This is a genomic window from Marinobacter salinisoli, from assembly GCF_017301335.1.
GTDB lineage: Bacteria > Pseudomonadota > Gammaproteobacteria > Pseudomonadales > Oleiphilaceae > Marinobacter > Marinobacter salinisoli.
The window spans coordinates 2,443,126-2,459,837 of record NZ_CP071247.1; the positions used below are offsets into that span (position 1 = coordinate 2,443,126).

13 protein-coding genes are annotated in these 16,712 nt (G+C 57.5%); 11 read left to right on the plus strand and 2 right to left on the minus strand.

Annotated features, from left to right (window positions below; all coding sequences use genetic code 11):
* The first annotated feature begins 4 nt into the window (after nt 1-4).
* The 6 genes from LPB19_RS11065 (at nt 5) to LPB19_RS11090 (ending at nt 6,415) form a co-directional block, all read left to right on the plus strand.
* Complete coding sequence (locus LPB19_RS11065) at nt 5-928, plus strand: alpha/beta fold hydrolase (protein WP_206642960.1); 924 nt, start codon at nt 5-7, stop codon at nt 926-928.
* A complete protein-coding gene (locus LPB19_RS11070) occupies nt 918-1,832 on the plus strand; it encodes a DUF4892 domain-containing protein (RefSeq protein WP_206642961.1) in 915 nt (304 codons plus the stop codon). Before LPB19_RS11065 ends, LPB19_RS11070 begins: the two co-directional genes overlap by 11 nt.
* A 164-nt stretch (nt 1,833-1,996) precedes the next feature.
* Nucleotides 1,997-3,043: a patatin-like phospholipase family protein gene (locus tag LPB19_RS11075; protein ID WP_228289272.1), complete on the plus strand. Its 1,047-nt coding sequence runs from the start codon at nt 1,997-1,999 to the stop codon at nt 3,041-3,043.
* Nucleotides 3,044-3,140: 97 nt separating this feature from the next.
* Nucleotides 3,141-4,043 (plus strand): 50S ribosomal protein L3 N(5)-glutamine methyltransferase, encoded by a 903-nt coding sequence (gene prmB / locus LPB19_RS11080; RefSeq protein ID WP_206642963.1) that lies wholly within the window; start codon nt 3,141-3,143, stop codon nt 4,041-4,043.
* Nucleotides 4,044-4,080: 37 nt separating this feature from the next.
* On the plus strand, nt 4,081-5,175 hold the full coding sequence (gene aroC, locus LPB19_RS11085; protein ID WP_206642964.1) for a chorismate synthase: 1,095 nt from the start codon (nt 4,081-4,083) through the stop codon (nt 5,173-5,175).
* Nucleotides 5,176-5,257: 82 nt separating this feature from the next.
* Nucleotides 5,258-6,415, plus strand: a complete 1,158-nt coding sequence (locus LPB19_RS11090; RefSeq protein WP_206642965.1) for an MFS transporter — start codon at nt 5,258-5,260, stop codon at nt 6,413-6,415.
* Here the strand turns inward: LPB19_RS11090 and LPB19_RS11095 are convergent, their stop codons facing one another.
* Together LPB19_RS11095 and LPB19_RS11100 are read right to left on the minus strand one after the other, a co-directional pair.
* The gene (locus LPB19_RS11095; RefSeq protein WP_206642966.1) at nt 6,416-7,573 is read right to left on the minus strand and encodes a PilT/PilU family type 4a pilus ATPase; all 1,158 of its coding nucleotides are present in this window, start codon (nt 7,571-7,573) and stop codon (nt 6,416-6,418) included.
* Between the two features lie 29 nt (nt 7,574-7,602).
* Nucleotides 7,603-8,478, minus strand: coding sequence for a LysR family transcriptional regulator (locus tag LPB19_RS11100; RefSeq protein WP_206642967.1), 876 nt, complete (start codon nt 8,476-8,478; stop codon nt 7,603-7,605).
* Nucleotides 8,479-8,673: 195 nt separating this feature from the next.
* Between LPB19_RS11100 and leuC the strand changes: the two genes are divergently transcribed.
* From leuC to LPB19_RS11125, 5 genes are all read left to right on the plus strand, one after another.
* Complete coding sequence (leuC, locus tag LPB19_RS11105; RefSeq protein WP_206642968.1) at nt 8,674-10,092, plus strand: 3-isopropylmalate dehydratase large subunit; 1,419 nt, start codon at nt 8,674-8,676, stop codon at nt 10,090-10,092.
* A gap of 15 nt (nt 10,093-10,107) precedes the next feature.
* On the plus strand, nt 10,108-10,755 hold the full coding sequence (gene leuD, locus LPB19_RS11110) for a 3-isopropylmalate dehydratase small subunit (protein ID WP_206642969.1): 648 nt from the start codon (nt 10,108-10,110) through the stop codon (nt 10,753-10,755).
* Between the two features lie 39 nt (nt 10,756-10,794).
* Entirely contained in the window at nt 10,795-11,868 is a 1,074-nt protein-coding gene (gene leuB, locus LPB19_RS11115) for a 3-isopropylmalate dehydrogenase (protein WP_206642970.1), read from the plus strand.
* A gap of 123 nt (nt 11,869-11,991) precedes the next feature.
* Nucleotides 11,992-13,107 carry an aspartate-semialdehyde dehydrogenase gene (asd, locus tag LPB19_RS11120; protein WP_206642971.1) on the plus strand — a complete coding sequence of 372 codons (1,116 nt, stop codon included), beginning with the start codon at nt 11,992-11,994 and terminating at the stop codon, nt 13,105-13,107.
* Nucleotides 13,108-13,419: 312 nt separating this feature from the next.
* The gene (locus LPB19_RS11125) at nt 13,420-16,650 is read left to right on the plus strand and encodes a FimV/HubP family polar landmark protein (RefSeq protein WP_206642972.1); all 3,231 of its coding nucleotides are present in this window, start codon (nt 13,420-13,422) and stop codon (nt 16,648-16,650) included.
* Nucleotides 16,651-16,712: the final 62 nt, after the last annotated feature.

Consider the following 16,712-nt stretch of genomic DNA (forward strand, 5'->3'; position numbering starts at 1 on the left):
GTCCATGAACGCGATCGACACGTCGCCGGGGGCGATCCAGGCCGAGGCCGGTTACATCGAGGCTGCCTGGCCCCTCAAACACATCACGCTGGCCGGGGTCACCTGGCCCGCCAGCGAGCCGGATCCGCAAGCCGAGCGACCCCTGCTGTGTGTGCATGGCTGGCTAGATAACTGCCTGAGTTTTTCGAAGCTTGCACCTTCGCTTTCTTTCCACCGAACAACGCACGCGGTAGACCTCGCTGGCCACGGACTGTCCGGGCATCGCGCCTTGGGTCACGGCTATCTGTTGATGGACTACGTGGCGGATCTGGCAGAGCTGCTCGACGCTCACGTATTCACCGGCAGGGAACAATCTGTCGATCTGGTGGGGCACTCCCTGGGGGGAATTGTGTGCGCGCTATACGCGGCGGCGTTTCCTGAGAGAGTCGAAAAGCTGGTGATGATCGATAGCCTGGGTGCGCTGAGTAAACCTGTGCACCAGACCGTTGCCCAGCTTCGGCGCTCCATCGAAAAACGCCTGGCGGGGTCCGGCAAACCGGTGGTTTATCCCGATATCGATACAGCCGCACAGGCGAGGGCAGGTGGGTTGAGCCCGCTCAGCCATGACGCTGCTCACATCCTGACGCAAAGAAATATGCGACCGTGCGAAGGCGGGTACGTCTGGCGTACGGACCCACGGCTGCGCCACCCTTCGCCCTTGATGATGACTGAAGAACAAGTGCTGGCGTCATTGCGGGCGCTGCAGAGCCCGACTTTGCTGATCAGGGCCGACGCCGGATTACTCGCAAACCGAAACGGAATGGAGCCCAGAGGGGCGGCCATTGCCGATTTGAAGAACGTCACTGTGCCCGGTGGGCACCATTGCCATTTCGACGGGAATGTGCAGCCCGTTATTGAAACCATCAGAACCTTTCTAAATGATGAATAAGACAACCGTACGGCAAGCGTTAAAACCTGTTTTTGTGTGGCTTCTGGGTGCGTTTCCCCTGGCCGGCTGGGCGGCGTTCCCCGAGACAGCGCCAGAGCCCTTTCCACAGTCGGAGTTGGAGGACACGGCATCGATTCGCTCTTCCGGGCATTTGGTTCTCTTCAGCCCGGTTCGGGAAGTGAGGGGCGAAATCCGATCGGAAACCATGGCGCGACTTCCAGTTGAGGGCGAGGGGCGCTTGTATGAAATCGAGCGGGATTCCGATCGGGAGAAAGCGCGTGACTACTACCTGAAGTTGCTGCAGGCCGGCGGCGGCCAGGTACTGTTCGAGTGCACCGGAATTGCCTGCGGGCGCAGCAACGTTTGGGCGAACCAGATTTTTGGTCAACGTAAATTGTATGGTCGGGACGCGAATCAGGATTATCTCGTGGCGGGCACCACAGCGGCTGATGGTCGCCGTTGGCTGACGCTGGTCTACACGGTCACCCGGGGTAATTTGCGCGAGTACATCTGGGTCGAACACCTTGAGGTGACGGCGTCAGTCGCAATACCTGGCTTGGGTAACCTTGATCGCCGGATTCAGGGGCCGGTTGTGGTGCCCTGGTCCGGCGGCGTAACGCATCGATTCGACTGGTCAGCCAATGACCGCCGACGGGTGGCGGATTGGGCCCGGGCGGATTCGTCCACGGTGGTGCTGACCGGGTTTTCGTCACTGAATGTAGGAGAGACTTTCGACGAAGCCCTGGAAAGAGCCGAACGCGCGGTTTCGTCTCTGTCTGACGTTTTGGCCAAGACAGGGGTGCCGACACAACAGCAGAGAACACTCATCGTGGGCCCGGCCGTGCCCTTTGCCGACCCAGATCGTCAGGGCAATCGGGTGGAAATTACCGTTATCACGCAATAACTGCCAGGGAGAGCGAGGTGGGCAAGAAGGATTTGAACGCACAGGATACGACCCAGGAAGATCCGGCTCCAAAGGACGTCGCGCAGCCCCCGTCAGACTCAGCCCCGGAAACCGGCTCCCCGGAGGCATCGTCACCTTCAACTGCCCGCAGGACCACCGTTGCCCTGACGCTTGGGAGCGGGGGTGCCAGAGGCTACGCCCATATTGGCGCTATCGAGGTCCTTGAGGAAAGAGGCTACGACATCGTCGCTATTTCGGGATGTTCCATGGGGGCTCTGATCGGAGGCGTCTATGGCGCCGGTAAATTGCAGGATTACAAAGATTGGGTAACCGGTCTTGGGCAGTTTGACGTACTCAAGCTGCTGGATGTGACGTTCAACGCGGTTGGCGCCATCCGTGGGGAAAAGATTTTTTCCGTGGTGCGCGAAATGCTCGGCGATATCCGGATCGAAGACCTGCCCTTCGCCTACACTGCGGTTGCTACTGATTTGCTCTCACACAAGGAAGTCTGGTTCCAGGAGGGGCCTTTGGATCGGGCCATTCGTGCCTCCGTTGCCATTCCCGGGCTGGTTACCCCTCTTGTCTTGAATGGGCGCGTGATGGTGGATGGCGCCTTGTTGAACCCGCTGCCCATTATTCCCACGATTTCAGCCCATGCTGACCTGATTGTGGCCGTTAATCTGGCCGGCGAAGAAGAGCGTCAGGGGCCGAATCAAATCCCCGATGCCGCGTTTGTTCAGGCGGATGAAGGCAGCGATATGGAAGAGTGGGTAGAGGCCATTCGCGAAAAGGCGTCGCGCTGGTTCGACTGGGACAACATTAAATCCCTGACGGCGAAAAAATCAGAACAAGGTGAACCAGGCGACGACAAAGTGCTCCGCGAAATCAAAAAACGTGAGGACAAGGACGAAGACAAGCGCTCTGCTGCCCAGAAGAAAAGTGATGAAAAGGAAACCATCGACTGGGACAAGCTGGGTATCGGCAAATTTGATGTGATGAACCTGACCATTGAAACGATGCAGAGCGCCCTCGTTCAGTACAAGATTGCCGGCTACCCGCCGGACTTGCTGGTCAATCTGCCCAAAAACGCCTGCCGCAGTTACGACTACCACAAAGCGCCTGAGCTGATTCAGCTGGGTCGCGAACGAATGGCGGCTGCGCTGGATCGCTACGAGCGGAATCGGAATAGCTCCGGCCCGCTGTCCACATGAGGGTTTTCCCTCCGCCAGGGTGGTTCGCTTGCTGCAGGGCGGCCGCGAAAACGCGTATAATGCCCGGCTACATTAATTCCTAACAGGACCCCGCTTCGTGACCAGCCCGATCGACGATCTACAGACCATCCGTGACTTCCTGCGCTACGCATGCTCCCGTTTTGCGGCCTCCGAACTTTATTACGGGCATGGCACCGACAACGTCTGGGATGAATCCGTTCAGCTGGTTATGCGTTCTGTCAGCCTCCCGCTGGAGGATAACGCCCTGTTCCTGGACGCCAGGTTGACCCGGGAAGAGCGTCAGCGAATCGTTGAGCGCATCGAGCGGCGGATCAAAGAGCGCGTGCCTGTGGCGTATTTGCTGGGCGAAGGCTGGTTCATGGGGATGCCCTTCCACGTTGACGAGCGGGTGTTGATTCCCCGTTCTCCGATCGGTGAGCTGCTGGAAAATGGCCTGCAACCCTGGCTGGCAGATAAACCGGTGGATCGGGTTCTCGATCTGTGCACCGGCAGCGGCTGCATCGGTATCGGGGCCGCGAGCGTGTTTCAGGACGCAGAAGTGGTTCTGTCGGACATTTCTGCCGATGCCCTCGAAGTGGCTGGTTCAAATATCGACTTTCACGGGGTTCGTGATCGGGTCCGTGTGGTCCAGTCGGATGTCTTTGATAGCATCGAAGGCCGGTACGATGTGATCCTCAGCAATCCACCCTACGTGGATGCCGGCGATCTGGCCTCCATGCCGGATGAGTATCAGCATGAGCCGGAGCTGGGCCTGGCCGCCGGGCAGGATGGACTGGATATCGCGCACCGCATTATTGCTGGAGCGCTCGATCATCTGACCCCGGGTGGGCTTTTGATCGTCGAGGTTGGCAACAGTTGGGTGGCGCTGGACGAGGCATACCCGGATCTGCCCCTGACCTGGCTGGATTTTGAGAATGGCGGCAACGGCGTGTTTCTGCTCACGGAAGACGCATTGCGCCAGTGGCACAACAGGCCGTAATCACCTGTCTTATAAAAACTGGAAGAAGTATTGAACTATGTCGGGAAATTCCTTCGGTAAGTTGTTCACTGTTACCTCCTTTGGAGAAAGCCACGGCGCCGCGCTCGGCTGCATTATCGACGGTTGCCCACCGGGGCTGGAACTGTCAGAGGCGGATTTGCAGGGTGATCTTGATCGCCGCAAGCCCGGGACTTCCCGTCATACCACGCAGCGTCGCGAGGCGGATGAGGTGCGGATTCTGTCCGGGGTGTTCGAGGGCAAGACCACCGGAACACCGATTGGTTTGATGATCGAAAACACCGATCAGCGCTCCAAAGATTATTCCAAGATTGCCGAACAGTTCCGCCCGGCTCACGCCGACTACACCTACATGCACAAGTACGGTGTCCGTGACTACCGGGGTGGCGGCCGCTCTTCGGCGCGTGAAACCGCCATGCGGGTAGCGGCCGGTGCCGTTGCCAAGAAGTACCTGGAACAGCGTCTGGGAATCCGCGTTCGTGGCTATCTGTCTCAACTTGGGCCAATCAAGGCGGAGGTTCTGGACTGGGATCAGGTCGATCAAAACCCGTTTTTCTGTCCGGACCCTGGCAAGGTCCCGGAAATGGAAGCGTACATGGATGCCCTGCGCAAAGAGGGTGATTCCATCGGAGCACGGATCAACGTAGTGGCTGAGGGGGTTCCGCCGGGTCTTGGCGAGCCGATTTTTGATCGTCTGGATGCCGATCTGGCCCACGCGCTCATGAGCATCAATGCAGTTAAGGGCGTGGAGATTGGCGCCGGTTTTGACTGCATCGAGCAAAAGGGTACGGAGCACCGGGACGAGATGACGCCGGAAGGCTTTCTGTCGAATCACGCGGGAGGTGTGCTTGGTGGTATTTCCTCCGGCCAGCCCATCGTGGCCAGCATCGCCTTGAAGCCGACGTCCAGTCTGCGTCTTCCGGGCCGGGGTATTGATGTCCACGGCAACCCGGTTGAGGTGATTACAACCGGCAGGCACGATCCCTGTGTCGGCATCCGTGCGACGCCCATTGCCGAGGCCATGATGGCCATCGTGCTGATGGATCACTACCTGCGCCAGCGTGGCCAGAATGGTGATGTCGATGTGGCGACCCCGGTCCTCGGCCAGCGCTGAGTTCGACCTGGTGGAAAGGCGTGGCTCGGTCTGTACTGCGCAGGCTGAGCCCTTCTTGCCCGACTGCGACCGCTAGGGAGCGTTGAGTATCTACTGGCGACTATCCAATCTCTACTTCTGGTTTTTTGCTCTGCTCGGAGGGTTGCTGCCGTACTGGTCGCTTTACCTCGAGGGCGAGGGCTACTCCTACCTTCAGATTGCCACCCTGATGGCGACCATCCAGTTCACCAAGATCATTGCTCCCAGTGTCTGGGGTTACCTGGGCGACCGGACGGGGCAAAGGGTTCGCCTGGTTCGGTTCGGGGCTATTTTTGGCTCGCTGTTTTTTGCCGGCGTTTTCCTGGAGCCCGGTTTCTACGGTTTGTTGCTGGTGATGCTGGCCTTCACCTTCTTCTGGAACGCCATCCTGCCGCTTTACGAAGTTATTACCCTGAGGAGTCTGGGCAAGCAGAAAGAGAAATACGGCAAAGTGCGCCTGTGGGGGTCGGTCGGATTTATCGGTGCGGTAGGTCTGGTGGGCGCGGTGCTGGAGTTCGTTCCCATCCAGTCATTACCGCTGTTGCTGTTACCCGTATTTGTCGGAATTGGAATCTCAGCGTTTCTGGTGCCGTCTGAGCGGGGCGAGCGTAAGCCGGCAGCCCCCGAGGGCAGCCTTCGGGAGATCGTTGCACATCCGGCTGTGATCACATTTTTCGTGATGAATTTTTTGCTTCAGGTGTCACACGGTGCCTACTACACATTTTTCAGTATCCACCTGGAGCAACACGGCTATGGCAAGCTATCGATTGGCCTGCTGTGGTCGTTGGGGGTGATCGCCGAGATCGTTCTCTTTCTTGTCATGCACCGGCTGTTCCGCCGCTTCAGCGTGCGCCAGATTGTCATTGGCGCGCTCATGCTAACCTTGATCCGCTGGGCCCTGATCGCTGAGGTGACCGATATGGTACCTGTGCTTATTTTGGCTCAGTGTCTGCACGCGGCGTCTTACGGTGCGCTGCATGCCGTATCGGTGGGGTACATTCAGCAGGTTTTCGGCAAGGATCACCACGGGCAGGGGCAGGCACTGTACAGCGGGCTGACCTTTGGTGCCGGTGGGGCTCTCGGAGCCTGGATGTCGGGCTTCCTGGTGGAGGGGGGCAGCACTTCCCTGGCGTTCTGGGGCAGCGCTGCCGTTATTGCTGTTGCCGTGGTTGTCACCTGGCGGGGGCTCAGGCTCCCGCCATCGAAATCAGAGACCGCCTGATCAGACTTCGGCGTCTTCTTCGTCTTCTTCGAGCTGCAATGACAGCCCGCTCCCCATGGGAGCGGCGGCTTTCGGTGCCGCAGCGCTGGGCTCGCCACCCTGTCCGTGCAGTTTGATTTTCAGCCGCAGGTTGTTGGCCGAATCGGCGTTCTTGAGTGCTTCCTCTTCAGAAATTTTTCCGTCTTTCCAGAGGTTAAATAGTGCCAGATCAAAGGTCTGCATGCCGATGTTAGCGGACTTTTCCATGATCTCCTTGATACCGTCGATCTCGCCCCGCAGGATGAGTTCGCTGATTGTCGGGGTGCCCAGCAGGATCTCGATGGCGGCGCAGCGCTTCTTGTCCACGGTGGGAATCAGCCGCTGCGAAACAAAGGCCCTCAGGTTCATGGCCAGATCCATCAGCAATTGCGGCCGACGCTCTTCTGGAAAGAAGTTGATGATCCGGTCCAGCGCCTGGTTGGCATTATTGGCGTGCAGCGTGGAAATACACAGGTGACCGGTCTCGGCGAAGGCCAGTGCGTGTTCCATGGTTTCGCGGTCGCGTATTTCGCCGATCAGAATAACGTCCGGCGCCTGACGAAGGGTGTTCTTGAGTGCCTGGTGAAAGCTCCGGGTATCCACGCCCACTTCGCGCTGGTTCACGATGCTCTTCTTGTGGCGATGGATATACTCGACGGGATCCTCGATGGTGATGATGTGGCCCGCAGAGTTGGAATTTCGGTAGTCGATCAGGGCCGCCAGTGAGGTGGACTTACCGGAGCCGGTCGCGCCTACGAACAGGACAAGGCCGCGTTTGGCCATCATGACGTCCTTCAGAATCGGCGGCAGACCGAGGTCATCAGCGTTCGGAATCTCGGTAACGATGTTGCGCGCCACTATGGAAATCTCGTTGCGCTGACGGAAAATATTGATCCGGAAGCGACCCACATTGCGGACGCTGTAGGCCAGGTTCATTTCGAGTTCCTGTTCGAACTCGGTTATTTGCTCGTCATCCATGATCTCGTAGGCAATGTCTTTGATCGCGCCAGGCCCCAGGGGTGTTCTGTCGATGGGCTTCAGGGTGCCGTGGAATTTTGCACAGGGCGGGGCACCGGTGCTGAGGTAAAGATCAGAGCCATCGTGTTTGGCCAGAATCTTCAGGTAATCGTCGAACCCCATGAAATCTCCTAAACGTTTCGTGTTTGTTTTTACTTTCCCGACCCTTCTCTTCGCACCGTTTCGAGCAGGGCGCGGGCCGCGTGACTGAGTTGTCGGCCCGAAAAGCCGACGGCGCCCAGAACCCTTGAAACCGGGCAGCCGATGTCCAGAGTGCGGATGGAGGCGTCTACCATGCTGATGGGTAATACGCTCCAGCCGAGCCCCACCCCGGTCATCATCTTGATGGTTTCCAGGTAGTTGGTTGGGATCTGCTGCCTGAGCGGCAGATTGGCCTCCAGAAACAGGCGGCTCACCACCCGATAGGTGGCTGTGGTTGTATCGGGCAATATGGCCGGGTACTCGGCCAGGTCCTTCAGGGTGACCGGCGAACGGGTGGCAAGCTCATGGTCTGGCCCCACCACAAACGCCATGGGATCTGGCCATTGTTCGTATACCATGAAGTGGCTTTCCATACTGTCACTAAGTGTGACAAAGGCCAGTTCGGCATTGCGTTTACGCATCTGGACATAGGCCGCATCGGATTCCATGAATTGCAGATTCAGATTAACTTGCGGGTGCTCGCCGGTGAACTTTCTCAACCAGTTGGGCAGGTGGTGCAGCCCGATATGGTGGCTGGCGATGATATGAAGTTCTCCGGAAACCACTCCGTCATCACTCGCCAGCGTGGTTTGGGCATTGTGGATCTCGTCGAGGATTCGTCGGGCGTGGGGAACCAGTCGGCGACCGGCATCGGTCAAACCGATATGGCGCTGGCTTCGGTCCAGCAAGGTTGCATCAAGCTGATGTTCCAGTGCGGCCAGGCGCTTGCTGATGGCTGGCTGGGTCAGGTGCAGGGCCTCGGCGGCTTCGGAAAAGGAGCCGTGATCAACGATGGCCAGGAAGGCTTTCAGGGCGTTTGAATCCATGGGTGCTGCTCATTGGTGGAACCGCTGTGAACGTTCGCAATTGGCTTGGGTTGGCCAGTTGCTTGCCTGCCAATTTAGCATTCCCATATGGAATGGCAAAAATAAAAAACATGAATTGCGGTTATGCAAGGCGGGCGAGTATGATGTTCGCCATCGTCGTTAATACCAGAATAACTGGACAGTGAGAGACCAACTATGGCGGGCAAGACCTTATACGACAAATTGTGGGACGACCATCTGGTGACGCAGCGGGACGATGGTTCCGCGCTTATCTACATTGATCGTCAGCTGCTGCACGAAGTAACCTCGCCGCAGGCCTTTGAAGGGCTGCGCCTGGCCGGAAGAAAGCCCTGGCGCATCGATGCGAACCTCGCTACGCCCGATCACAACGTACCAACCACAGATCGGGAAAAGGGTATCGATGGCATTGTAGATCCGGTGTCCCGTACCCAGGTGGAAACTCTGGATCGCAACTGCGATGAGTTCGGCATTCAGGAATTCAAAATCAAGGATCAGCGGCAGGGCATTGTTCACGTCATTGGGCCCGAGCAGGGCGCGACCTTGCCCGGTATGAGCATCGTCTGTGGTGACTCTCACACCTCCACTCACGGTGCCTTTGCGTGTCTGGCGCACGGCATTGGCACGTCGGAAGTAGAGCATGTTCTGGCCACGCAGTGCCTGGTCCAGAAGAAAATGAAAAACATGCTGGTTAAAGTCACGGGTTCGTTGGGGTCGGGCGTGACAGGCAAAGACGTCATACTGGCGATTATTGGGCGGATTGGTACCGCTGGCGGTACCGGTTATGCCATCGAGTTCGGTGGTGAAGCTATCCGTGGCCTGAGCATGGAAGGTCGAATGACTATCTGTAATATGGCCATCGAGGCCGGCGCGCGGGTCGGGATGGTGGCGGCCGATGACACCACCATCGAGTATGTGCGTGGTCGTCCGTTTGCGCCGACAGGCGAGCAATGGGATGCGGCCGTGGCGTATTGGCAGACACTGCATAGCGATGTCGACGCCGAGTTTGACAAGGTTGTCGAACTGGATGGCTCAGCGATCAAGCCTCAGGTGAGCTGGGGCACTTCGCCTGAGATGGTGGCAGATGTTGACGGCCAGGTGCCCGATCCTGCCCGGGAAGAGGACCCTATCAAGCGCGAAGGCATCGCCCGTGCGTTGAAGTACATGGGGCTCGAGCCGAACATGTCCATCACCGATATTCGCCTCGATCGCGTCTTCATCGGGTCTTGCACCAACAGCCGTATCGAGGATTTGCGCGAAGCCGCGGCCGTGGTCAAGGGGCGCAAGGTGTCGCCGACGTTAAAGCAGGCCCTTGTGGTGCCCGGTTCTGGTCTGGTCAAAGCCCAGGCCGAGCAGGAGGGACTGGACCAGATCTTCATTGAGGCTGGCCTCGAATGGCGTGATCCGGGCTGTTCCATGTGTCTGGCCATGAACGCCGATAAGCTGGGTCAGGGTGAGCATTGCGCTTCGACCTCCAACCGCAACTTCGAAGGCCGGCAAGGCTTTGGCGGTCGGACCCATCTTGTTAGCCCGGCAATGGCAGCTGCCGCAGCGGTTACCGGCCATTTCGTTGATGTTCGTGAATTGCTGAACTGATCCATAGGAGACACCATGCGCGCTTTTACTCAATATAAAGGGCTGGTTGCCCCGATGGACCGTGCCAACGTTGACACGGACATGATCATTCCAAAACAGTTTCTGAAGTCCATCAAGCGCACCGGTTTCGGTCAGAACCTGTTCGATGAATTGCGGTATCTGGATGAGGGTAAGCCGGATCAGGATTGTGCATCCCGGCCGGTGAATCCGGATTTTGTGCTGAATCAGGAGCGCTACCAGGGGGCCGGTGTGCTGCTGGCGCGGACCAATTTTGGTTGCGGCTCAAGCCGTGAGCATGCGCCATGGGCGCTTGAAGACTACGGATTTCGGGTAATTATTGCCCCGAGCTTTGCCGATATTTTCTACAACAACTGCTTCAAGAATGGCTTGTTGCCGATTGTTTTGCCTGAGAAAGTTGTTGACCAGATGTTCCGTGAAGTGGAAGACAATGCGGGCTATGCGCTGGAGGTGGATCTGGAGGCGAAATCCGTCAGGACGCCGTCCGGAGAGAGCTTTTCCTTCGAGGTCGATGACTTTCGCCGCCACTGCCTGCTGAACGGGCTCGATGACATTGGTGTCACTCTGGAAGATGCGGACGCCATCCAGGCTTATGAGGAGGCCCGACGCAAGACCGCACCGTGGCTCTTTCGTGCTTCAAGCTGATTGTGAATAAATAGACGCGATTTCAAACAGGAAGTGAAAATGTCCAGAAGTGTATTGATGTTACCGGGTGACGGTATCGGGCCGGAAATTGTCGCAGAGGCGGACAAGGTCCTCAAAAAGGTTAACGAGAAATTCGGGCTTGGTATCGAATTTGAGCAGGGGCTCGTTGGTGGTGCGGCCATTGATGCGGCTGATAGCCCGCTTCCGGATGAGACGCTTGAGAAAGCCAGGCAGTCTGATGCGATTCTTCTTGGCGCGGTTGGTGGCCCGAAGTGGGACGGGTTGCCGATGGCCAAACGGCCTGAGAAAGGGTTGCTTGGATTGCGCTCGAATCTGGAGCTGTTCGCCAATCTTCGCCCTGCGATTCTTTACCCGCAACTGGCGTCGGCGTCGTCGCTCAAACCGGAAGTGGTTTCGGGCCTGGATATCATGATCGTGCGGGAGCTGACTGGTGGGATTTACTTTGGTCAGCCGCGCGGCGTGCGTCAGCTCGAAAGCGGTGAGCGTCAGGGTTACAACACTTACGCGTACACCGAAACCGAGGTCCGCCGCATCGGACGCGTCGCCTTTGAAGCCGCCCGTCAGCGCGGTAAAAAGCTGTGCTCGGTGGATAAGGCGAATGTTCTGGAAGTGACTGTTTTGTGGCGTGAAATCATGAATGATCTGCAGCGGGAATATCCCGATGTAGAATTGTCACACATGTACGTGGACAACGCCGCCATGCAGCTGGTTAAGGCGCCCAAGCAGTTCGACGTGATTGTGACTGGCAATATGTTTGGTGATATCCTTTCGGACGAAGCTGCCATGCTGACCGGTTCTATTGGTATGTTGCCGTCTGCGTCGCTGAACTCGGAAAAGCAGGGGATGTATGAGCCCTGCCATGGTTCCGCGCCGGATATTGCAGGAAAAGGCATTGCCAACCCGCTGGCGACGATTCTGAGTGCGGCCATGATGCTGCGTTACAGCCTGGAAGAAGAAGAGGCTGCTCAGGCAATCGAAACGGCCGTCAGCAAGGTGCTCGACCAGGGGCTGCGCACAGCCGATATTATGGCTGATGGTGGTCGCAAGGTGTCGACTCGCGAAATGGGTGACGCTGTTTTGGCCGCGTTGTAGGGCCAGCCCTGGTGTAGTTGAGAGCCGACGGCAACAACATGCGGTTGCCGCGGAATCATTCATCCTGTCCCAGTCAGCGATACAGGCAAGGGGCGGGCACAGTACGAGATTCAAAGGTCGCAAATGAAGCGAGTTGGACTTGTAGGCTGGCGTGGCATGGTGGGCTCTGTCCTCATGCAGCGTATGCGTGAAGAAAACGATTTTGCCGATATCGATCCGGTATTTTTTTCCACCTCCCAGACCGGGAAACCGGCTCCGGATGTTGGCAAAGATGGCGTTCCGCCTCTGCAGGACGCCTTCGACATTGACACCCTGAAAACCATGGATGTCATCGTTACCTGCCAGGGTGGCGATTACACCTCCAAGGTGTTCCAGCCACTAAGAGACGCAGGCTGGCAGGGGTACTGGATTGATGCCGCATCCACTTTGCGAATGGCGGATCACTCCGTGATTGTCCTGGATCCCGTTAACAGAAACGTGATTGATGGGGCGCTCGACAAGGGTGTAAAAGACTTCATCGGTGGTAACTGTACCGTCAGTTTGATGATGCTGGCCCTTGGTGGGTTGCTGGAGCAGGATCTGATTGAGTGGGTATCGCCGATGACCTATCAGGCGGCCTCCGGTTCCGGCGCACAGAACATGCGTGAGCTGTTGAATCAGATGGGGGCGCTGAAAGACAGCGTGTCTTCTGAATTGGCGGACCCGTCCTCAGCGATCCTTGAAATCGATCGCAAGGTCACCGAGACCATGCGCGGTGGAGATTTCCCGACCGAGCATTTTGGTGTTCCTCTGGCGGGCAGCCTGATTCCGTTTATCGACAAGCAGCTCGACAACGGCATGAGCAAGGAAGAATGGAAGGCGGGTGTTGAAACCAACAAGATTCTTGGTCGCAGCGACAATCCGATTCCAATCGACGGCATCTGTGTTCGCGTCGGTGCCATGCGCTCTCACAGTCAGGCATTGACGATCAAGCTCAAGAAGGATCTTTCCGTTACTGAAATCGAGAGCATTCTTGCCAAGTCGAACGACTGGGTCAAAGTGATTCCGAACGACCGGGATGCCACCATGGAAGAGCTGACACCTGCGAAGGTTACCGGCACTTTGAGTGTCCCGATTGGTCGTATTCGCAAGCTGGCGATGGGGCCGGAGTATATTTCGGCATTCACCGTGGGCGATCAGTTGCTGTGGGGGGCTGCTGAGCCCCTGCGCCGCATGCTTCGGATCTTGCAGGAACGTTAAGAAATGTTACCCGGGGGCTGAGTATTGCCAACTGGGTCCGGTTTTAACAAAACCGCCTAGGGGCGGAGGCTGACGTCAGCCTCCGCCCCTGTTATTTTGCGCTCAAATAACAAGTTCCACGTGGTTTGTAAAAAATTGGTACAAATCTAGCCCCTGATTGATTGATTCAAAGGGCGTTATCAACAATACTGGCCCGACGAAAATTAAGAATTCGACATAATAATTAGAGCTGTCTAGACGAAAGTCATCCAACCTCGTCCGATTCTGTTTTAAGAAGCAGTAGAGAATAACGGAGACTGGAAAGGAAAAAGCATGAAGGTACGCAAGCTTGCGGTTGCCCTGGCTCTGGCGGGAGGGCTCGGGTCCGGCGTCGCACAAGCCTTGGGGCTGGGAGAGATTGAACTTCAGTCCTATCTGAATGAGCCTTTGGATGCGGAGATTCGTCTTCCCCAAAGTCGCGGTGTGGATCCGACTGATGTATTTGTGAACATAGCGCCAGAATCGGCCTATGAAACCGTGGGTCTGAGCCGTAATCAGTTTCTGAGTAAGCTGCGGTTCCAGGTTGTTACGCAAAACGATGGTTCGCTGGCGGTGAGGGTGTTTTCCCGTGAGCCCCTGCGTGAACCGTACCTGAACTTCCTTCTTGAATTGACCTGGCCAAGCGGCCGTTTGATGCGCGAATATGCCGTTCTGGTCGATCCCCCCGTCTATGCCGAAGATTCCGGCGTCCAGGAAAGTGTAAGTGCGCCAACCAGCACGGCAGCTGCTCCCCAGTCTTCTGAATCCCGCAGTCAGGAATCTGTTCGTCGCCAGGCGGAGGCTGAAGCATCGCTGGGTCGTGGCTATCAAGCCAACACCCTCGGCCCGACAGGTTCCTCTGATACTCTCTGGGCCATCGCTGAGCGGATTCGTCCGAACAACAGCGTGACAACCCAGCAGGTGATGATTGCCATCCAGGACCTCAATCCGGATTCGTTTATTGGCGGAAATATCAATCGCCTCAAGCGCGGCGAAGTGCTTCGTGTTCCGACCCTCGAGCAGATTCAGAGTCGTTCCCGTGCCGAAGTCACCCGGATGGTTGGCCAGCAGAATCGCGAGTTCCAGTCTCCTCAGCGTACGGTAGATGCGACCGATACTCAGGTTGCTCTGGCGGAAGCTACGTCCCAGGCGCAGTCTGGTGGTGATGAGCTTAAGCTGGTGGTTGCAGAGGCCGGATCCCGGGAAGCGAACGATGGTGGTTCTGCCGGAGGTGATGGACAGCTGTCTGGCGGCGTCGACGCAGGTGCGGCCGTGGCCCTGGAGGAACTCGAAAGTGCTCGTCGCGAAAATGAGGAGTTGAGTGGTCGCGTTCAGGACCTTGAAGGCCAGATCGAAACGCTGCAGCGCCTTATTGAGCTGAAGAACAGTCAGTTGGCTGATCTTCAGAGCATGACACAGGATCAAGAGGGCCAGCCTGTTGGTGACGCGCCGGCGAACGGCGAAACACCGCAAGGCAGTAAAGTTGAGGGCGCCGACGCAAGCCCCGCCAACGCCGAAGGTGCTGACGAATCGATTGCGACGGACGGTGCCGGCGATTCTGCTGAAGCAGAAACGGCCGCAGCCGAACTCTCAGCTGAGGAAGCTGCCGGGGAAGGCCTGGATGAGGCTGCGGTGGAAAGTGAAGCGGTTTCCGCCGATCTGGAAGCTGATGCTGAAGAGCTTGCTGGCGAGGCCGAAGTTTCAGCGGTGGAGGCTGGTGCCGGATCCGATGAGCAGGGTTCTGAGGTCGAACCTGCATCCGAAGTAGCCTCGCAGGCCGAAACCGAGGTGGGATCGCAGCCAGCGGAAACTGCGCCGATGGTTGCGCAAACCAGCCAGGTCACTGAACCTGCACAGCCATCAACAGCGAGTGCTCCGGTCGATGACAAAGGCCCGATTGCGGGCATTATCGAAGCCATCAAGAGCAACATGCTGTACCAGGTTGCGCTCGGTGGTGGCTTGATTCTCCTGTTGCTCCTGCTGCTGGTGGTGGCGCGGCGCAATGCGAATCGTGAGAAAGCATTCTATGAGCAGCTGAATCAAGATTCCGATACAGCGGAAGACGATGATTTTGAGCTGAGTCTGGATGACGAGCCGCAGGAATCTGCTAACGACAGCGCGATTGCAGAAGCTGATAACTACCTTGCCTTCGGTCGTCACGACCAGGCGGCGCAAGCGCTGGAAGAGGCCATTTCACGCGAGCCCAGCCGTACCGATCTCCGGCTTAAACTGCTGGGCATTTATGCGGAAATACAGAATCAGGCGTCTTTCGACAAGCAGTACGCGGAGCTCGAGTCGCTGAATGACGATCAGGCAATGGCCGTAGCGCAGGAACTGCGTGCCAGCCTCGACGATGCGGAGGCCATCCCGAGCATCGATGACCTGGAGTCGCAGTTGCGCTCTGACTCGTTTGGTGCCGCCGTCGACGAATCCAACGCTGACTTCGCCTCTGCTGCGGACGCTGGAGCCGAAACGCATCTCTCTGACGAGTTGCTGGCTGATCAGTACGACGCGCAACAAGAAGAGAAGGTCGAAGACGAGTTTGGCGCGCTGGACTCCGACTTCGCCAACTTCGATTTAAACGAGGTTGAAGACCGGAAGGCTGATTCGCAAAGCCAGGAGCCGCAAGAAGCTGGTCAGGCCAGCGCGGACGAGGCTATCGAATTCGATCTGTCCGACTTGTCTCTTGAGCCAGAAGAGGCGCCAGAGGCTGGTAAGGGGGACGATGAGGCCGAGTTTGGTTCCCTCTCTATGCAAACCGAGGAAGATTCCGGCTCACTGGACTTCGAGCTTGAGGAGGCCGGCGAGAGCGTTGAGTCTGAGCTGGACAGTCTTGAGCGGAGTCTCGATTTCGACCTCGGGGATAGTCAGTCTGAAAAGGCGTCTCTTGAAGTTGAGTCGCTAGAAGACGACAGCGGTCTGGAATCGCTGGACGAGTCCTTCCTGGATGAGCTGGACGCCGAGCTGGATAAGGTTGCCGGTGAAGGCGAAGCAGTCGGAGATTCAAGCTCCGAAGAGGGTGGTCTGGACGAATTGGAGCTGGATGTTTCCGACGAAGATCTCGCCTTGATGGAGGAATTCTCCGAGGCTTCAGACAGCGGCACCGAGGAACAGGCTTCAGCTTCGGCACTGGATGAGAGTTTGAGTCTGGAAGATACGCTTGTGCCGGAATCCGATGCTGCGACAGATAGCGCGGAAGAGGAAGTCGCGGCGGCGGAGGAACTGGAAGCTCTGGCATCTCTGGATAGTCTTGAAGAGCCGGAAGTTCCGGTGACCTCCGACACGATTGATGCACGGGCCAAATCCTCGGCAGTCGCGGATATCGATGAAGGCGATCTTGGTGAGGATGACGACTTCGACTTCCTGGCTGGTACCGATGAGGCGGCCACGAAGCTGGATCTGGCTCGTGCCTATATGGAGATGGGTGACGCCGACGGTGCCCGCGATATCCTTGAGGAAGTATCTCTGGAGGGTAATGAGGAGCAGAAATCCGAAGCGCAGGATCTCCTTAAAAATCTTGCCTGATTCGTTATAATCGATCGGTCAGGTAAACCGCGCCGGCCACCGGGTTCTGTTCCCGAGTGAGC